The following is an 18,525-nucleotide window of genomic DNA, read 5'->3' as shown; positions in this document are numbered from 1 at the left end:
CCCTCGTAACCCACCGGCCACACCCGCCGTAACACACCTGTCGCGCAATAAACTTGACGGATCGTCACTTTGCCGTTCGCACAGCCGGGCTACAGCTTCCGCTCCTACGGTGCCGTGTCCATGACAGACAACAACGGAGCCACCCCCACCCCGGTCGGACGCCGTACCGTCCTGATCGCCACCGGCACCACGGCCGCCGTACTGGCCGTGGGCGCCGCCGCTCCCCACACCCCCACCACAGCCACCGCCGACTCAACTCCCGTGGCCGCGGCGGCAGTCTGCACTCTCACCAAGGAGATGACCGAAGGCCCCTACTACCTCGACGGCGCCCTGGTCCGCGCCGACGTCACCGAAGGCAAGGCCGGCATCCCGCTCAAACTCGCCCTCACGGTCGTGGACGACAGCACCTGCGCCGTCATCCCCAACGCGCTCGTCGAGATCTGGCACTGCGACGCGCTCGGCGAGTACTCCGGCTACGTCGGCAACAACGGCCACAGCGAACCGGACGACGGCACCTTCCTGCGCGGCGGTGTCCTGACGAACTCCGCCGGACTCGCCAACATCACGACGATCTACCCGGGTTGGTACCGCGGGCGCTGCGTGCACATCCATGTGAAGGTGCACACCGGCGTCACGCTCACCTCGGACGGCTCGTTCACCGGCGGCAGCGAACTCCACACGGGCCAGCTCTTCATCGACGAGACCATCACCACGGCCGTCGCCAAGATCTCCCCGTACTCGACCAACACGGTCACCCGCACGACCCTCGCCCAGGACTCGATCTACGACGACGGAGGAGCCGCGTCCGGCCTCATGACCCTTACGGCGCTGGGCAGTTCGACCTCGTCCGGCTACACGGGCACCCTGACGCTGGGCGTCAGCCGGAGCTGACGCGGCCCTGGACTCCCCCCACGAAAAGGGGTGGCCCGCGGTGCGACACGGGCCACCCCTTCCTCAGGTCACCTCACAGCACCGCACGTCAGGAGCTCGGGCAGTGCTCCCACGCCATGTGGTAGATGGTGCTGATGTCGCCGTCCGTCGAGTCCATCGTCATGAAGCTGACCGCGCCGGGCGCCGAGGTGCCGGCGCTGACCCGCAGCTCCGTGTTGATGTTGAAGTTGCGCTGAACTCCGCAGGGCGCCCAGACCAGTTGGGCCACGTCCGTGCTGTCGTTCGCCTGCCAGTTGTCATCGTAGGGACCATTGAACGGATGGTTCTTGCTCGTGGTGTTCGACGAGCCCTGGAAGTAGTACGAGGCCTTCTGCGCACCGCTCGCGCCGCGCTGGAGCGAGGCGAAGCCCCGGTAGTCGGCGCTCGCGATGGCGTACGTGAAGCCCTGTGGGACGTGGACGACCAGGTTGAGCTGGCAGTTCTTGCGGAACGCCGTGGGGTCGGAGTTGCCGCCGACCTGGGCGAGGTACGCGCTGTAGGTCACCGTGAAGGCGGTGTTGTCCTCGGAGACGGCGACCGCCGTCGTGCCCTGCGGGCAGCCCGAGCCGTTCACCGTGGCGACGTTGATGACGATCTTGTCCGGGGGCGGGTCGTCGAACACCGGCGAGGACGAGTGCTGCGCGGGCAGCACGGTGGTGAGAAGAGCGGCGACGGCGCCGCTCAGGAGGAGCCCACCAGGCATGGTTTCTCCTTGGGGTTGGGGGGTGGCCGCGCCCCAAGTCTTTGAAGAAACAATGAAGTTCCTGTGAAGACCGACGGCGCGCTCGCATCGTAGGAGCCCCACAGGAGGCGGTCAGGGCGAACTCAGGCCATTCACAGACGCGTCTTTCACATCTTCTCCATAGTGTGTGAACTCTGTTGAAATAAGCGGCCGTTGACCGTTCCGTCCCCAGGCCCTTCACAGCCGCACATCAAGGAATCCTTCAGGTACCGCCCTAGCTTTCTTGCCATGACGGGAAACAACGAGAACGACCGGCAACTCGACCAACGGCCCGCCCGGCACCGCCGGGACAAGGGCGTCCAGCGTCGCCGGGTGCTGATCGGCGGCGGCACCGTGGCCCTGGCGGGCGGTCTCGCGGCCGCCGGATTCGCCTCGGCCGACACCACCTCCACGACCACCACGACCACCACCGACGCGTCCGCGTCGGCCACGAGCGGCGTCTGCACCCTCACCGCCGAGGTCACCGAGGGTCCGTACTCGCTCGACGGCGCCCTGATCCGCGAGGACATCAGGGAGGAGAAGGAGGGCGTCGAGGTCCAGTACACCTTCACCGTCGTCGACCAGGACAACGACTGCGCGCCGCTCGCCGACGCTCTCGTGGAGCTCTGGCACTGCGACGCGCTCGGCGAGTACTCCGGGTTCGTCGGCAAGAACGGCCACACCGAGGACGACGACGGCACGTTCCTGCGCGGCGGTGTCCTCACCGGCTCCGACGGCGAGGCCAAGCTCATATCCATCTGGCCGGGGCACTACGTCTCCCGCGCCGTCCACGTCCATATGCGGGTGCACACGGACGTGACGATCGCCGACGGCACGTACACCGGCGGCACGCTCGTCCACACCGGCCAGCTTTTCTTCGACGCCGACCTCAACGAGGAAGTGCAGGCCACCTCCCCGTACGCGGACAACACCACCGCCGAGACATCCCTCGGCGACGACACGATCTACGACGACGGAGGCGCCGCGTCCGGTCTGCTCACGCTGACCGCGCTCGGCTCCGATGTGTCCGACGGCTACACGGCGACCCTGACCGTGGGCGTGAGCACGAGTTGACCAGGAGGCGGATGGCCAGGAAGCACTGATCGGGGATCGCCGATCACACCCCGAGCGGCTGCCGCCCTTCGGCGGACTCGGACTCGGTCCGCGTCTCCAGCGCCCTCTCCCGGCGATGGGCACGGACCGAGTACGCCAGGGCGGCAGCCCACATCCCGTACAGCACGACGTACACCGGAGTGCTCAGCGCACCCGGCGCACCGATCCAGTCGCTCCTCAGCAGCGTACGGACGTTGGTCACGACGATGATCCCGCCGACGGCGGAGCCCAGCACCCGCGGCGGAACCAGCCGCACCAGCCAGGCGGCGACCGGCGCGGCGACGACTCCCCCGAGAAGGAAGGCGATCACCCAGGTCCACTTGAGCCCCTGGGACCCGAGCGAGACGAGGAAACCGAGGCTCGCGGCCAGCGCCACCAGGAACTCGCTCGTGTCGATCGACCCGATGACCTTGCGCGGCTCCATCCGCCCGCTCGCCAGCAGCGCCGGCGTGCCGACGGGCCCCCAGCCGCCCCCGCCGGTCGCGTCCAGGAACCCCGCGACCAGCCCGAGCGGCGCCAGGAACCGCTTCCGCAACGGCTTGCCGAGCTGCCCCTTCGGCAGCCCCTTGAAGGTGAACCGGGACATGACGTACACGCCGAGCCCGAAAAGGATCAGCGACATCACCGGCTCGGCGACCTCGGTGGAGAGCTTCGACAGGACGGTGGCCCCGAGGAACGACCCGACCGCACCCGGGACCCCGATCCTCACGACAACCCTCCAGTCCACGTTCCCGAACCGCCAGTGCGAGGCGCCGGACATCAGCGTCGTACCGATCTCGGACAGGTGGACCGTGGCGGACGCGGCTGCCGGGTTCGTCCCCATGGCCAGCAGCAGCGTCGTGGACGTGACCCCGTAGGCCATGCCGAGGCTGCCGTCCACGAGCTGGGCCCCGAGGCCCGCGAGGGCGAGCAGTATCAGCGTGCGCATGGGAGGCGACGCTAGGCGGCCAATCTGAGCGGAGCCTGAGACCCGGATGAGGACGGCTCACAAGGACCGGCCCCCTACCCGAGCAGCAGCGGTTCCACGACCTTCGCGAGCTGCGTCCGCGTCACCGCTCCCATCCGGGTCGCCGCCACCTTCCCGGCTCGGTCGACGACGATCGTGAACGGCATCACCTGTGTGTTCACCAGACCGCGCGGCAGCCGCAGGGCCTGCTTCCCCGAGGGATCGTGCAGGGACGGGTAGGCCAGGTGGAAGCTCTTCTGGAAGGCGAGACCGGCGGCGCGGCTGTTGTCGTTGTCGAGCCCCAGGACGCGCAGTCCGCGGTCGCCCCAGGTCTCCTGGATCAACTTCAGCTCGGGTGCCTCCGCCCGGCAGGGAGGGCACCAGGACGCCCAGGCGCTGATCAGGACGACCTTCCCCCGGTAGTCCGACAGCCGGATCGCGTCCCCGTCCAACGAGGTCCCCGTCAGATCCGCCACGGCGGGACGCTTCCCCTCCTCGAAGGTCCGGGTGAGCGGATCGCCGGGACGGGCGTAGCTGATCGCCTCCGGGGACGAGCAGCCCGCGAGGATCACGCAGACAGCGGCAACAGCCGCGTACGCGCGTCGAGTTGTCATCATCGTCGTCACCGCGGTCATTCTCCTCACCGCACTACGACGACGGGACACGGGGCTACGGGTTCTCCCAGGCCGCGGGCTCCGCCGCCAGCGTCCGTACCGGTTCCGGCAGGGCGTCCGCCGCGATGTCCGCGAGGGTGACGCCCTCCAGGATCTTGCGGACGTTGGCGCGCAGGGCGATCCACAGGGGGAGGAGGGGTTCGGCGGTGCCGGTGTAGGCGAGGCCGGTGGGGCGTTCGCCGCGGACCGAGACGATCGGGCCGTCCACCGCGCGGATGACGTCGGCGACGGTGATCGCGGTGGCCGCGCGGGCCAGCCGGTAGCCGCCGCCCCCGCCGCGCCGGCTGTCGACGATCCCGGCGCGCCGGAGGTCGCCGAGAATTCCCTCCAGGAATTTGTGCGGGATGTCCTGCGCGGTGGCGATGGTCTCGGCCTTCACCGGACCGTCCGGCACAGGGCCGTCGTCACCCCGTACGGCGAGCTCCAGTACCGCCCGTACCGCGTAATCCGCCCGTGCCGAGATCCTCATGCGTCCATTGTGGTCCGTTCCGGCGTAGAGAATGGCCCCGCACGACGGCCTCCTGGGACGACCACGGAAAATGGCTTCGCACGTGCCGCCGACGGACCGGACCCGGGAGGAGCTTCCAGTGGAGCTGAGCAGGCGTACCTTCAGCACCCTCGCGGGCACGGCCGCGCTCGGATTCGCGCTGGGGGGTGGCAGCGGCGGCAGCGGTGACGCGTACGCCGCGCATGTCGTACCGACCGGTCCGCCGCCCGCACCACCGGCCGCGGACGGGCAGCCGCACACGATCGGGTACGACCGCTACTCCCTGATCGTCGACGGAAAACGCCTGGTCCTGTGGTCGGGCGAGATGCACCCGTTCCGGCTGCCGAGCCCGTCCCTGTGGCGTGACGTCCTACAGAAGATGCGCGCCTTCGGCTACAACGCCGTCAGCATCTACGTCTCGTGGAACTACCACTCCCCCGCCCAGGGCAGCTACGACTTCACGGGCGTCCGGGACCTCGACCTGTTCCTGCGCATGGCCGCCGAGACCGGCCTGTACGTCATCCTGCGGCCGGGCCCGTACATCAACGCGGAGATCGACGCGGGCGGTTTCCCCGGCTGGCTCATCGCCACGAAGGGCACGGCCCGCACCGCCGACCCGACGTATCTATCGCACGTCGACGAGTGGCTGAGCCAGGTCAACTCCATCGTCTCCAAGCACCTGTTCACCCAGGGCACGGGCACGGTCCTGCTCTACCAGATCGAGAACGAGTACGACGGCCAGCTCACCCACGCGTCCGGCGGCGACTACATGTCCCACCTGTACAAGAAGGTGCGCGCCGACGGCATCGACGTCCCCCTGTTCCACAACGACAAGGGCCGCAACGGCTATTGGACCCCCGGGTCCTTCGACACCGGTGGCGACAAGGGCGGTTGGCTGTACGGCTTCGACGGGTATCCCTCGCCGTCCCAACTGCCGCCGGACTGGGGGCACTTCGGGATCGGCGGGGCGAAGGGTGGAGCGACCGCCAGCCCCAAGACCCCTGGTTTCGTGCCGGAGTTCGGCGGGGGCTGGTTCGATCCGTGGGGCGGGTCCTGGTTCGACGGGAAGGGGTACGCGGAGTCGCGCCGGACGCGTGACGCGGCGTACGAGCGGCGTTTCTACCTCACCAACCTCGCCAACGGACTCACCCTGCACAGCGTCTACATGACGTTCGGCGGCACCTCGTGGGGCTGGCTGCCCGCGCCGGTCGTCTACACGTCGTACGACTACGGCGCCGCCTTCGACGAGGGCCGCAATCCGACCGCGAAGCTCGTGCCGATGCACCAGCTCGGCCATCTGCTGCGGACCGTGCCCGACTTCGCCAAGCTGGACCGCGCGGCGGACGTCACAGCGGACGGCCTGAAGGTCTACCACCTCACCAACGCCGACACCGGCGCGCACGTCTACGTCCTGCGCAACGACGGCACGAAGGACGTCACTTCGACGCTGCCGACCTCGACCGACGACATCGAGGTCACAGTCCCGGCCCAGGACGCCCGTCTCCTCGTCACCCAACTCGCGCTCGGCGGCCGCACGTTGAGATACTCGACGGTCACGCCGATGATGTCCCTCACCGCCGGCCGGCAGGACATCGCCGTGTTCGCCGGGACGCGCGGCGAGATGGCCCACGTCGTCGTCGAGTGCCCGGACGAGCCGGTGGTGACCCGGCTCGACGCGCAGGCCGCCTGGGTCTGGGACCGTGGTCTCCTGCACGTCACCGTCCCGCTCGGCATCGGCGGCCTGACCCGGGTCCTCGTCCAGGGCGGCGGCGTCGACAACTCCCTCCTGCTGGTCTTCGCCGACGAGGCCGGCTCCGTACGCCTGTGGCCGTACGAGACCGGTTCGGGCACCGCGCTGGCCTACGGCCCGGCGCTGCTCCGCGAGGCCGCGGTCAGCGGGACGACCGCCCACCTCACCGGCGACACCATCGGCGAGACCGGCCTGGAGGTGTGGGGCCCGCGCGGCATCACCGACGTCACCTGGAACGGGCAGGCGGTGCCCTCGACCGTCACCACCGCGGGCAGCCTGCGCTCGAACCCGGACGCGCTGCTGCCCGGGGTGCCCGCGGTACCGCTGCCCGCACTCGACGGCTGGCGGCGGAAGGTGGAGAACCAGGAGGCCGCGGTCGCCTTCGACGACTCCAAGTGGACCGCGGCGAACAGGACTTCGACGTTCAGCACGACGGCCATCCCCTCCGGGCAGCCGCTGCTCTTCGCGGACGACTACGGCTTCCACTACGGGGACGTCTGGTACCGCGGCCGCTTCACCACGGCCACGACCGACGCCCTGGAGTCGGTGACCCTCGCCTACAGCACCGGCACCCAGGGCCTGCTGATGGCCTGGCTCGACGGCGAACCGCTCGGCACCCACCGGATGCCGGTGCCGACCACCAGCAGTGTGCGGCAGGGCAGTTGGACCGCCAAGCCGACCTTCGCGGTTCCCGAGAAGCAGCGCGCGGCCGGTTCACACGTCCTGTCCGTGCTGGTGCGGCGGATGCAGCACGACCAGGACGGCAAGGCCCTCGACACCCACAAGGTGGCGCGCGGACTGACGGCGGCGACCTTCAAGGGCGCCTCCCCGAAGGTGAGTTGGCGGCTCCAGGGTGAGACGGCACCCGATCCCGTACGCGGGCCGCAGAACAACGGCGGGCTGTACGGCGAGCGGGAGGGCTGGCACCTGCCGGGGTACGCGGACGCCGGCTGGGAGGCCGTCACCCTCCCCCGCGCCGACAAGCGCCAGGGCGTGGCCTGGTACCGGACCAGCTTCAAGCTCGCCGTGGACAGCGGCGTCGACGCCTCGATCGGCCTCGTCCTCGACGACGACCCGACGCGCGCCTACCGCGTCCAGATCTTCCTCAACGGCTGGAACATGGGCCAGTACATCAACGACGTGGGCCCGCAGCACACCTTCGCCCTGCCGAACGGGATCCTCCGCACACGTGGCACCAACACACTCGCCCTGGCCGTCCTGTCCGACGGCACCACACCGGCGGGCCCGAAGGACGTACGGCTGACGCTGCTGGGGAGTGCGGCCGGAGGAGTACCGGTTGCGCCGGTGGCCTCCCCCGGCCGGTGACACCCACGGGGTTCAGCTGATCCTGATCATGTTCCAGGACAGCGGCTCCAGTACGGCGGTCAGGATGCCGTCCTGGAGGGTGGTGCCCGCGACCTCGTGCGGGGCCACCCGCTCCGGGTCGGCCAGGGTGTTGCGGGCGTCCGGGTCGGCGTCCGCGAGGGCGCTGTGCTCGACGACCGACGTCAAGTCGAGCCCGTTCAGGCCGACTTCGAGCGGGAGCGACTCGGTGCGGCTGCGGTTGACGGCGAACACCGTGACCGAACCGTCCTCGCCGCGCACCGCGGTGGCGTGCAGCAGGTCGGCCTCGCCGTACTTCCGCGTCTCGTGCCTCGGGGAGTCGACGCGGACGTCGAGGACCTGGCCGCGGCCGTACTTCGAGGCCTGCGCGAAGGGGAAGAACGTCGTCTGCCGCCAGGCCGGGCCACCCGGCTCGGTCATGATCGGCGCGATGACGTTGACGAGCTGGGCGAGGCACGCGACGGTGACGCGGTCGGCGTGCCGGAGCAGGGCGATCATGAGCGAGCCGAAGACGACCGCGTCCATGACGCTGTAGTGGTCCTCCAGGAGGCGCGGCGCCTCCGGCCAGTCGGCGGGATCGGCGTTCTTCGCCTGCTCCTCCCAGTCCGACGTGTACCAGACGTTCCACTCGTCGAAGGAGAGGTTGATCTTCTTCTTCGACTTGAGGCGGGCACCCACGTGGTCGGCGGTGACGACCACGTTCTCGATGAAGGACTCCATGTCGACGGCCGAGGCGACGAAGGAGTCGAGGTCGCCGTCGGTCGGCTGGTAGTAGGCGTGCAGCGAGATGTAGTCGACCAGGTCGTACGTCTCCTGGAGGACCGTCGACTCCCACTCGGCGAAGGTCGGCATGGCCTGGGAGGAGGAGCCGCAGGCGACGAGTTCGACACCGGCGTCGATCTGGCGCATCGCGCGGGCCGTCTCGGCGGCGATCCTGCCGTACTCCTCGGCGGTCTTGTGGCCCGTCTGCCAGGGGCCGTCCATCTCGTTGCCGAGGCACCAGAGTCGGATGCCGAAGGGGTTCTTGTCGCCGTGGGTGATGCGCTGGTCGGAGAGGGTCGTGCCGGAGGGGTGGTTGGCGTACTCCTGGAGTTCCAGGGCCTCGGCTACGCCCCGGGTGCCCAAGTTGATCGCCATCATCGGTTCTGCCTGGGGGCCGAGCTTCTTCAGGAACGCGATGTATTCGGAGAGGCCGAAGCGGTTGGACTCCGTCGAGCGCCAGGCCAGGTCGAGGCGGCGGGGGCGGTCCCCTGCGGGGCCCACCGAGTCTTCCCACTTGTAGCCGGAGACGAAGTTGCCGCCGGGGTAGCGGATGGTGGTGACGCCCAGTTCTCGGACCAGATCCAGGACGTCTTGGCGGAGGCCCTCTGCGTCTGCGGTGGGGTGGTCCGGTTCGAAGATGCCGGTGTAGACGCAGCGGCCGAGGTGTTCCACGAAGGAGCCGAAGAGGCGGGGGTTGACTTCGCCGATGGTGAAGGCGGGGTCGAGGGTGAAGCGGGCGGTACTCATGTGCGCCTTTCGAAGTGGGTGCCTTGTGTTTCGTCGGCGAGTGCAGGTTCGCTGTGGCTGGTCGCGCAGTTCCCCGCGCCCCTAAAAGACTTTTGGCCAGCCGGTGTTTGTCCAGCTCAGGGTGTTTAGCCCTAGCTTTGGTGTGCCTGAATCCTCGCCGTCGTAGTAGTGGTATGCCAAGACATCCTTACCTTTGTCTTGGAAGATGGATTCTCCGCCTGGGCCTATGTAGCGGCCGTGGGTTGCGAGGAGTAGGTCTCCGCCGCCCGCCAGCATTGGCTTGCCTGTGCTGTCCGCGTACGGGCCTGTGATCGACGTCGAGCGGCCGACCCGGATCTTGTACGTGGAGTTCACACCTGCGCAGCACGCGTCGTACGACGCGAAGAGGTAGTAGTAGGCGCCGTGCTTCAGCACGTACGCGCCCTCGACCGCGTACGGCGCGTCCGGGCGGGTCGCCAGTTGGGCGACTGTTGCGCCGGGGATCGCCTTGCCTGTGGCGGGGTTCAGTTCGACCAGGCGGATGCCCGTCCAGTACGAGCCGAACGCCATCCAGAGTTTGCCGTCCGCGGTGATCAGCGCGGGGTCTATGGCGTTCCAGGCGTCCGTCGTCTCCGAGGTGAAGGCCTTGCCCTGGTCGGTCCAGGTGCCGGGGAGGCCGGTGGGGGACGTTGCCACGCCGATCGCGGAGTGGTTGGTGCCCCAGGAGGAGACGGCGTAGTAGAGCCAGTAGCGGCCGTCCCGGTAGGAGAGGTCGGGGGCCCAGGGGTCGCCGGTGGAGTTGTAGTCGTACCACCAACTCGGGGGCGTGGCGAAGGCGTTGCCCGCGTCGTCCCACTGGACGCGGTCCTTGGAGGTGCGGGCGCCGATGATGCCGCCGGTCGAATAGGCGACGTAGGAACCGGACTTGAGGCGGATGACCGTGGGGTCGTGGATGATCTGCTGGCCGGTGATGGGCTGCGGGTCGGGGTAACTCTGCGCTGCCTGGGCCGTGTTGGGCAGCAGGGCAAGAGCGGCCGCCATCACCGCACCGGCAAGAGCTCTTCGTATGGTCACTGTCCCGCCAATCCGGTGTGGGCCACGCCCGCGACGATCTGGCGCTGGAAGAAGACGAAGACGATGATCAGCGGGAGGCCTGCCATGAGGCCGCCGGCCATGAGCTGGGCCCACTGGATGCCGTAGGAGTTCATGACGGTCGCGATGCCGTTCGGCATGGTCATCAGGTCGGGGTTGTTGGTCACCATGTACGGCCACAGGAAGTTGTTCCACGAGGCGATGAAGGTGAAGATGCCGACCGCCGCGAGGGAGGGGCGGGAGAGCGGGACGACGATGGTGAAGAAGATCCGCCAGCGGCCCGCGCCGTCGATGAAGGCGGCCTCCTCCAGTTCGCGGGGGATGCCCTGGAAGAACTTGTAGAGGATGTAGACCATCGCGGCGGGCGCGCACTGCGGCAGGATCATGCCCCAGTAGGTGTCGACCATCCCCATCTGCTGGACGGTGGTGAAGAGGGGGACGCCGAGGACGGCCGGGGAGATCATCAGGCCCGCCATCACCGTGCCCATCAGGACGGACTTGCCCTTGAACTCGGTGCGGGCGAAGCCGTATCCGGCGAGTGCGGCGACGGTGACCACGATGGCCGTCACCAGGATCGACACGACGAGGGAGTTGACGAACCAGTTCGTGATGTTGCCGGTCTTCCAGAGGGCCTTCCAGGCCTGGGCGGTCCAGACCTTCGGCAGCCAGTGCGGCGGGATCTCGGCGGCCTCGGCCTCGGACTTGAGCGAGGTGAACAGGGCCGCGGCGATCGGCGCCACGAAGAGCGCGGAGACGGCGGCGCCGAGGAGGGTGAGGACGATCTGGCTGGGTGTCCAGGGCTTGCGGGGCTTACGTACAGGGGTGGTTGCAGCCGTGGTCATCGGCCGGTCTCCTCACGGTTGCGCAGCAGTGCCATCCGGGTGAGGGCCACGGCCGCGATGATCACGAAGAAGATGACGGACATCGCGGAGGCGTAGCCCACGCGGTAGCTGGTGAAGCCCTGTTCGAGGGTGTACTGGACGAAGGAGCGGGTGCTCAGCTCGGGTCCGGGGCCGAAGTCCATCATCACGACGGCCTGGTCGAAGAGCTGGAGCGAGGCGAGGGCCTGGAGCGCGATCACCAGGCCGGTGATGTGGCGCAGCATCGGCAGCGTGATGTGGACCGTGCGGTGCCAGGCGTTCGCGCCGTCGAGCTTGGCGGCCTCGTAGAGGTGGTCGGGGATGCCCTGGAGCGCGGCGAGGTAGAGGAGGAAGCTGAAGCCGACCGTCCACCAGAGGGTCTCGATGACGATGGCGAGCATCGCGTAGGACTTGTCGGTCAGCCAGGGTGTGGTGAGCCCGAAGGTCTCGTTGAACAGGCCGATCCCCTGGGTGAAGAGCCACTGCCACATGTTGCCCGCGACCGTCGACGGCAGCAGGAACGGCGCGAAGAAGCACAGCCGCCACAGCCATTTTCCGCGCTCGATGTGGTGCGCGAGCATCGCGAGGAGGAAGGCGAGGACGGTGATGCACGGGACGACGAGCAGGGTGAAGTAGGCGCTGTGGCCGAGCGCGTCCCACATCGCCTGGTCGTGGAGGGCCTCGCGGTAGTTGTCGAGGCCGATGAAGTTCGCGCCGTCGCCGGAGATGTTGGCGTCCGTGAGGCTGAGGTAGACGCCGCGCAGCAGCGGCCAGACGACGAACAGGGCGAAGAGCGCCAGGAACGGGGCGACGAACCAACCCCCGTGCTGGAAGCCCTGGTTGCGGCGGACGGTCGCGGTGGCGGTGGCGGTCCTCGTCCGCGCCGGTGCGAGGACGGTCCCGGCACTGGTGGTCATGCGGCTGCACCTCCTTGTGCTGCGGTCCTGCCGTCCATCGGGTTCTTGGAGGCGAGGAGTCGGGTGAGGTGGTTCTTCATCGTCCGCGCTACGGCGGCCGGCTTGGCGGAGCCCATCGTCGAGGAGACGACGAGGGGGCCGAGGTCCTGGGCGAGGACGCCGGTGGAGCCCGCGAACCACACCTTCGGCTCGGTGGCCTGGTGGTTCATCGCGGAGACGTACTCGTTCTGCGGGGTGAGCTTCTTGTACGCGGCCGTGGAGAGCGTCGGTGTGTACGCGGGGATGTGGCCGCCGGCCGCCCACTGCAGGGCGTGGGTGACGACGTACGCGGCCAGTTCGTGCGCGGCCTCGTTGGTGGCGCCGCCGCGGCCCGCCTGGTGCGGCAGGACGAAGGAGTGCGACTCGGCGTGCGTGGCCTGCCTGCCGAAGACGGGCGGCAGCGGGGTCGCGCCGTAGTCCAGTTTCGCGCCGGAGAAGACCGGCACCGACCAGTTGCCCTCCCAGGTGAAGGGGGCGCCGTTGATGAACTGTTCGCCGGTCGGCGCGCCCGGGATGACGTACCCGTCGGTGACGTGCCGGCGGAAGAACTCCAGGACCTGGGTGGCCTTGTCGACGTCGAAGAGGACCTGGGTGTCGCCGTCGTCGAACCATGTGCCGCCGAGCTGGGTGTAGAAGGCGACGAAGAACCACCACTGGAAGTTCTGGTCGTTGGTCCACAGACCGATGGTCTGAAGACCCTTCTTCTGGGCCTGCTTGGCCTTCTTCAGGACGTCGAACCACTCGTCGGTGGAGGTGACGTGGATCATCCGGCCGTCGTCGCCGAGGAGGTCCGCCTTCTTCAGGACGTCCTTGCGGTAGAAGCAGAGTTGTACGTGGATGTCGAGCGGCAGGGCGTACAACTTGCCGTCGATGACACCGCGGTTCCACAGCGCGGGGTTGTAATCGGCCTTGCGTACGCCGTACTTGGCGAGGAGGTCCTCGTCCCAGGGGTCGAGGAGCCGGCCCGGTGAGAAGCCCGCGACGCGGCCCATGTGCATGACGCCGAGTTCCGGTGCGTGGTTGCCCGCCGCGGCCATGGCGAGCTTGGTGTAGAAGGGGTTGCCCCACTGGAGGGTGGAGTCCTTCACGTCGATGCCGGGGTGTTCCTTCCGGAACGCGTCCAGCATCGCGATCATGTTGGCGCCGTCGCCGCCGCTGAAGAGGTTCCAGTAGCGCACCCGGGTGTCCGCGCCGGAGGCGAGCGCGTCGGCGCCGGTGCCGAGAGCGGCGAAAGCGAGGCTGCCCGCGACCGCGAGGCCGCCCGCCGTGGCCAGTAGGTGCCTGCGATTCAGGTCAGGTCGTCCCATTGCCTGCCCTTGCTGTAGAGGTCCCTGTAGAGGTCCCGTCATGTCCGAGATATCGAATGCTGCTCGCAACTTCGAACGGGACCGTAAAATCGAAGCGCTTGCGCGTCAATGGGTTGGACACAGTGCACAGTTCATTCGCAGGGGCGATTTCCGGACACAGCGGTCGTTCCCGGTCCCACAACGGCCACCGGATGACATGACGTTGGCAGTTGTGGGCGCGTAACCTCGGACCGGCTTGTGCAGCGGACGGCGGGAAGGGGGAGCGTACGACGTGGCGACGACCTTCCTCGGCGAGCTGTACACGTCCTTCGTGTGGGTCCCCACGGTGGTCCTCGGCGCCGCCCTCGCGCTGAAGCTGCCGGCGATCATCCGGATGTGGCGGGACCCGCTGCTGCGGGCGGTCGGCGGGCTGCTGCTGTTCGCCTGCGCGCTGTTCGTGTCCGTGACGCCGTCCGTCATCGGCTGGACCAACCAGGTCACCGGAGTGCCCAACTTCGCGGCGCCGTGGGCGTATTCGCTGCTCACCGCGTTCAGCGGAGCCGGGTTACTGCTCATCGTGGCCTGGCGCAACGGGCTGTCCGACCGCTCGAACGCGACCCGGCGTGCCAGACGGTGGATCATCTCCGTCTACTCGGGCGTGGTCGTGGCGCTGTGGGTGCTGTTCGCCCTCGCCGACGTGCCCGTGGAGCGGGTACGGGACCTGGACACGTACTACGCCGGCACGCCCTTCATGCGCGAGGAGATCCTGCTCTATCTGCTCGCGCACACCGTGGCCGCGCTGATCACCGTGCGGCTCATCTGGAACTGGGTCCGCGCGGACGCCCTGCACGGCTGGCTGCGCTGGGGACTGACGTTCCTGGGCGCCGGTTACGCGCTGAGCCTCGTCTTCGATCTCGCCAAACTCACGGCGGTGACGGCCCGTTGGACGGGACACGATCTCGACGCGCTCAGCACGGACGTCGCTCCGTGCGCGGCCTGCCTCGCCGCCGTCCTGATCGCCGTCGGTTTCATCCTGCCGCACACCGGCCAATTCCTGCACGGCCGCCTGCGCGTGCGCCTCGCCCACCACCAACTCCGGCCGCTCTACGTCCTGATGCGCTCCGTCGACGGCGACGGCGTCCCCTTCCTCCTCTGCGCGGCGCCCGAACTCCGCCTGATCCGGCGGGAGACGTACATCCGCGACGTCCTCCTGCCCCTCGCCCGCCACCTCGACGAGGACCTCCGCACCCACGCCCACCGCGCCGCCCTCCGCCTCGGCTGCACCCCGGCCCGCGCGAAGGCCCTCGCGGCGGCGGTGGCGATCCTGGACGCCATCGACTGCTCCGGCCACGACAACCCCAGCGGCCACCCCGACACCGCCGACCTCCTCCAGGAGATCGGGCCCGTCTCCCGTGCCCTGCGCCACCGCGACGCGATCGACGCGGTGCGGGCGGCGGTGCGCGGCGGAAGAACAGGGGCCGGCGCGGCGGAGCCGGCGGGTGCCGTTCAGGCCAATTCCGCGGCTCGGGCCAACTCCGGGACGGAACCGGCCGGTTCGACGGACTCCGGCCGCCGTACTTCCCCCGTCCATCCCGCGGAAGCGCCCCGCTTCCTGCTGCCGCGGCGACGGTGAGGTGGCTGAGTCGGCGTATGTCCTGGCATATTGCAGCGGTGCGCACGAAGAAGGAGATGCGCCGGTTCGCCGGTGCCCTCATCGACCCCATGCGCGTCCCGGTCCCGGCCGACCCCGAGGCCCTGTTCGACGCGCTGGTCGACTCCGTCACGCGCTGGCGGGGACGTGAGGTCGTCGTCCGCCGCGAGGTGTTCCCGCCGCACACCGCCAGCGGAGTGTGGCTGGAGGGCGACACCTACGACGTCATCGTCATCGACAAGCGGGCCGCCGCCTGGCACCAGATCGTGATCTTCTGCCACGAGGTGTGGCACATGCACCAGCGGACCGAGCGGCCCGCCCCCGCGCCGACCGCCGACGGCAGCCCCCGGCCCGTCGCCGCCCGTACCGACTTCAGCCTCGCCGACGAGCAAGAGGCGGACAGGTTCGGCATGTTGATGAGCGGCCGGCTGCGGCCCTGGCTGGAGGCCGCGGCCACGGCGACCCCCGCGCACGACCCCGCCGTGGCGGACGACAGCTCGCAGCAGGGTGTCGCCGGGCGGATCGGCGCCGCCCTCAACTACCGCGGGACCAGAAAATGAGCAGCCTGATCGACTACCTCAGCTGCGGCCTGCTGTGGCTGGGCGTGCTGGTGAAGACCCCGGACCTGATCCGCCACTGGCACGACCCCTATCTCCGGGTCATCTGCGTGTTCCTCGGCCTGGCCGGGGCCTGCTTCCTCCTCGGGGCGCCGCCCACCGTCGGCGCGATCAACCACCTCAGCGGCATCCCGAACCTCGCCGCGCCGCTGACCTACGCGTCGGTCACCGCGTACGGCGCCTCCTCGCAGGTCCTGATCGTCTACTGGCGGGGCGGACCGCACGTCCACCGGACCGCCCGCCGCTGGATCGTGGCGTACACCTTCATCCTCATCGGCATCGCCGTGACGTTCGCGCTGGGCCGCACCCCCGTGGAGCGCCGCACCGACCTGGACACCTACTACGCGACCACGCCGTTCATCGCCGAGATGATCGTGCTGTACCTGGCCGGACACCTCGCCGCCGTCAGTGTCACCGCGGTGTCGGCGCTGCGCTGGGCGCGCCAGGTGCACGGCTGGCTCCGCGCGGGCCTGATCACGCTGGGCGTCGGCTCGCTGTGCGGGGCCGGGTACAGCCTGACCAAGTTCGCGGCGGTCATCGCCCGTTGGTGCGGCCGGGACTGGACGCGGCTCGGTACGACGGTCTCGCCGGTCGCCGCCGGGCTGGGCGCGGTGCTGACCGTCGTAGGCGTCCTGATCCCGCTGACCGGCCCCCGGCTGACCCAGTGGCGGCAGGCCCGGCGGACCTACGCCGGTCTCGAACCGCTGGAACACGAGCTGGCCGAACTCCTCACCCGCCGCGCGCTACGGCTGCCCCGGCCGCGCTGGTCCTCCCCCGCGACCCGGCTGGTGTGGCGGCAGACGAGCATCCACAACGCGCTCGGCCACCTGGACGCGTTCTTCGACCGGGCCCTGTACGAAAGGACGTTGGAGGCAGCCGCACGGACCACCGGCGACCCGGAGCAGGCCGAGGCGACGGCGTGGGCGGCGGTCGTGGCGGCGGCCGTGGCCGAGGAGCGGAGGCACGACGCCGAGGAACACGACGACGGCCCGCACCTCACGCCCGCCGACGAACCGGGCCGGCTCCCCGACCGCGCCCCCGGCACCACCCTCCTCGTGCCCATCGCGGACGCGCTGGCCCGTTCCCCGCTCGTCGCCGCCGCCCGGGTCCGCACCGGCACGACGGAAGGGAGCACCCGGGCATGAGCCTCATGGTGTATCTCGCCGCCGGCGTCTTCGGGCTGTCCTGCACCGTGCTGCTGCGCCGCCCCTGGCGGATCCCGCGCGACCCGCTGACCGTGTCCACCTGCGCGGCGATCGTCCTCGGCTCGCTGGCCCTGGTCTGCTCGGCACCGCTGACCCTGGGCACGGTCAACCGCCTCACCGGCATCCCCAACTTCGGCGCCCCGCTGACCTACGGCATGCTCTCCGCGTACAGCTGCTCCCTGCTCGTCCTGCTGATCCACTGGCGGGGCGGCTCCCCCGCCCGGATCCGCCGCATGGTCCTGCGCAGCATGGCCGCCTACGGCGCGCTGATCGTGACCATCGTCGTGCTGTTCACGCTGGCCGACCCGAACACCGAGCGGCTCACCGACCTCGACACGTACTACGCCGATACGCCGTACATGCGCGAGATGATCGTGCTCTACCTGCTCGGACACAGCGCGGCCACCCTCGCGCTGTGCACGGTGTGCGTCACCTGGGCCCGCGAGGTGACCGGCCTGCTCAGGACCGGCCTGCAGCTGATCCTCCTCGGCACCCTGCTGGACGTGGTCGGCTTCCAGCTCGTCAAGTACACGGCGCTGGTGGCCCGTTGGACCGGGCACGACCTCGACTTCCTCTCCACCGGCGTCGCCCCGCCGATGGCTTCCCTGGCCGCCCTGACCTGTTCGGCCGGCTTCGCCCTTCCGCGACTCCTGCCCATGGCCCGGGCCCACTGGCGCGACCTCAACGACCTGCGCGGACTGGGTCCGTTGTGGTCGGAGGTCCGCTTCGCGTCCATCGCCCCGAAGCCCCCCAGCGCCCTGCGCCAGCTCCCCCGCATGCGCCTCCACTGGCGTGAAGTCTCCATCCACGATGGCCTGTTGGCCCTCACCCCCTACTTCGACGACCACCTCCGCGAACGCACCCGCCACGCCGCCCTCCACGACGGTCACTCCCCCCACGAGGCCCGGGTGACCGCCGAGGCGGCCATGGTCGCCGACGCCGCCCGCCGAGCCGCCGCCCAAGAACAACCCTTCAACACCCCGAGCACGTACCGCCTCTACGCCACAGAGGTCTCCGACACGGGCGGCTTGGTCGAGCTGGCAAGGGCCCTGGCACGCTCCCGCCTGACGGCAACCCCGGCGGAAAGCAAAACGTTGGCCGAACTGGACAGCTCAGGCGACTGAAGTACCCCAGGGGCGCGGGGAACTGCGCGACCAGCCCCCACCGCCCCGCAGCCAAAATAGAACCCTCATCACCCGGCAAAAGCAGGCTGCGCCACTCCCTTCCCGGCCCCCGGCACAACCAACAGCGAACCAGCAACAGGATGCGGCGACGCAAGCCCCACCCGAGCAGTCGTAACGTACAAGTCACTCAAATCCGCACCCCCGAACGCGCACGCAGTGACCAGCGAGGCCGGCAAAGAAACAACCCGCTCCAACTCCCCGTCCGGCGTATACCTCCGCAC

17 protein-coding genes are annotated in these 18,525 nt (G+C 69.4%); 7 read left to right on the top strand and 10 right to left on the bottom strand.

Annotation, left to right across the window (positions count from 1 at the left end):
* Positions 1 to 120 precede the first annotated feature (120 nt).
* Positions 121 to 891, top strand: coding sequence for an intradiol ring-cleavage dioxygenase (locus AC31A1_RS26140; RefSeq protein ID WP_489655663.1), 771 nt, complete (start codon positions 121 to 123; stop codon positions 889 to 891).
* Between the two features lie 88 nt (positions 892 to 979).
* Here AC31A1_RS26140 and AC31A1_RS26135 read toward each other — a convergent pair whose 3' ends face one another.
* Positions 980 to 1,633 (bottom strand): DUF4360 domain-containing protein, encoded by a 654-nt coding sequence (locus AC31A1_RS26135; protein WP_393757213.1) that lies wholly within the window; start codon positions 1,631 to 1,633, stop codon positions 980 to 982.
* Between the two features lie 267 nt (positions 1,634 to 1,900).
* On the opposite strand from AC31A1_RS26135, the gene AC31A1_RS26130 reads away from it, so the two are divergent.
* Positions 1,901 to 2,725 carry an intradiol ring-cleavage dioxygenase gene (locus AC31A1_RS26130; protein WP_489655662.1) on the top strand — a complete coding sequence of 275 codons (825 nt, stop codon included), beginning with the start codon at positions 1,901 to 1,903 and terminating at the stop codon, positions 2,723 to 2,725.
* Between the two features lie 43 nt (positions 2,726 to 2,768).
* On the opposite strand, the gene AC31A1_RS26125 is transcribed toward AC31A1_RS26130, so the two are convergent.
* From AC31A1_RS26125 to AC31A1_RS26115, 3 genes are all read right to left on the bottom strand, one after another.
* Positions 2,769 to 3,692: a sulfite exporter TauE/SafE family protein gene (locus AC31A1_RS26125; RefSeq protein WP_489655661.1), complete on the bottom strand. Its 924-nt coding sequence runs from the start codon at positions 3,690 to 3,692 to the stop codon at positions 2,769 to 2,771.
* 74 nt (positions 3,693 to 3,766) lie between these two features.
* Positions 3,767 to 4,327: a TlpA family protein disulfide reductase gene (locus AC31A1_RS26120; protein WP_489655664.1), complete on the bottom strand. Its 561-nt coding sequence runs from the start codon at positions 4,325 to 4,327 to the stop codon at positions 3,767 to 3,769.
* A 52-nt stretch (positions 4,328 to 4,379) separates the two neighbouring features.
* Complete coding sequence (locus tag AC31A1_RS26115; RefSeq protein WP_489655660.1) at positions 4,380 to 4,853, bottom strand: RrF2 family transcriptional regulator; 474 nt, start codon at positions 4,851 to 4,853, stop codon at positions 4,380 to 4,382.
* A 118-nt stretch (positions 4,854 to 4,971) separates the two neighbouring features.
* Between AC31A1_RS26115 and AC31A1_RS26110 the strand changes: the two genes are divergently transcribed.
* Positions 4,972 to 7,947 carry a glycoside hydrolase family 35 protein gene (locus tag AC31A1_RS26110; protein WP_489655659.1) on the top strand — a complete coding sequence of 992 codons (2,976 nt, stop codon included), beginning with the start codon at positions 4,972 to 4,974 and terminating at the stop codon, positions 7,945 to 7,947.
* Between the two features lie 12 nt (positions 7,948 to 7,959).
* On the opposite strand, the gene arfA is transcribed toward AC31A1_RS26110, so the two are convergent.
* The 5 genes from arfA to AC31A1_RS26085 all read right to left on the bottom strand — a co-directional run bounded on the left by arfA (position 7,960) and on the right by AC31A1_RS26085 (position 13,668).
* A complete protein-coding gene (gene arfA / locus AC31A1_RS26105; RefSeq protein ID WP_489655658.1) occupies positions 7,960 to 9,474 on the bottom strand; it encodes an arabinosylfuranosidase ArfA in 1,515 nt (504 codons plus the stop codon).
* Between the two features lie 81 nt (positions 9,475 to 9,555).
* Positions 9,556 to 10,494: an arabinan endo-1,5-alpha-L-arabinosidase gene (locus AC31A1_RS26100; protein WP_489655657.1), complete on the bottom strand. Its 939-nt coding sequence runs from the start codon at positions 10,492 to 10,494 to the stop codon at positions 9,556 to 9,558.
* Between the two features lie 29 nt (positions 10,495 to 10,523).
* Positions 10,524 to 11,387, bottom strand: a complete 864-nt coding sequence (locus AC31A1_RS26095) for a carbohydrate ABC transporter permease (protein WP_489655656.1) — start codon at positions 11,385 to 11,387, stop codon at positions 10,524 to 10,526.
* Positions 11,384 to 12,322, bottom strand: a complete 939-nt coding sequence (locus AC31A1_RS26090) for a carbohydrate ABC transporter permease (RefSeq protein ID WP_489655655.1) — start codon at positions 12,320 to 12,322, stop codon at positions 11,384 to 11,386. The genes AC31A1_RS26095 and AC31A1_RS26090 overlap by 4 nt, the downstream gene beginning before the upstream one ends.
* The gene (locus AC31A1_RS26085) at positions 12,319 to 13,668 is read right to left on the bottom strand and encodes an extracellular solute-binding protein (RefSeq protein ID WP_489655654.1); all 1,350 of its coding nucleotides are present in this window, start codon (positions 13,666 to 13,668) and stop codon (positions 12,319 to 12,321) included. Before AC31A1_RS26085 ends, AC31A1_RS26090 begins: the two co-directional genes overlap by 4 nt.
* A 271-nt stretch (positions 13,669 to 13,939) precedes the next feature.
* On the opposite strand from AC31A1_RS26085, the gene AC31A1_RS26080 reads away from it, so the two are divergent.
* The 4 genes from AC31A1_RS26080 to AC31A1_RS26065 are packed head-to-tail and all read left to right on the top strand — an operon-like array spanning position 13,940 to position 18,244.
* Positions 13,940 to 15,280 (top strand): DUF6545 domain-containing protein, encoded by a 1,341-nt coding sequence (locus AC31A1_RS26080; protein WP_489655653.1) that lies wholly within the window; start codon positions 13,940 to 13,942, stop codon positions 15,278 to 15,280.
* 38 nt (positions 15,281 to 15,318) lie between these two features.
* A complete protein-coding gene (locus tag AC31A1_RS26075) occupies positions 15,319 to 15,858 on the top strand; it encodes a toxin (RefSeq protein ID WP_489655652.1) in 540 nt (179 codons plus the stop codon).
* A complete protein-coding gene (locus AC31A1_RS26070) occupies positions 15,855 to 17,060 on the top strand; it encodes an MAB_1171c family putative transporter (RefSeq protein WP_489655651.1) in 1,206 nt (401 codons plus the stop codon). Before AC31A1_RS26075 ends, AC31A1_RS26070 begins: the two co-directional genes overlap by 4 nt.
* Positions 17,057 to 18,244 (top strand): MAB_1171c family putative transporter, encoded by a 1,188-nt coding sequence (locus AC31A1_RS26065; RefSeq protein ID WP_489655650.1) that lies wholly within the window; start codon positions 17,057 to 17,059, stop codon positions 18,242 to 18,244. The genes AC31A1_RS26070 and AC31A1_RS26065 overlap by 4 nt, the downstream gene beginning before the upstream one ends.
* 68 nt (positions 18,245 to 18,312) lie before the next feature.
* Here AC31A1_RS26065 and AC31A1_RS26060 read toward each other — a convergent pair.
* Positions 18,313 to 18,525, bottom strand: a 213-nt coding sequence (locus AC31A1_RS26060; RefSeq protein WP_489655649.1) for an SMP-30/gluconolactonase/LRE family protein, incomplete at its 5' end; no start/stop codon positions are given.

Source organism: Streptomyces sp. P5F9, from assembly GCF_057961495.1.
The sequence above is the reverse complement of the archived record's forward strand: the minus strand, read 5'-3'. Positions and strand labels throughout refer to the sequence as shown.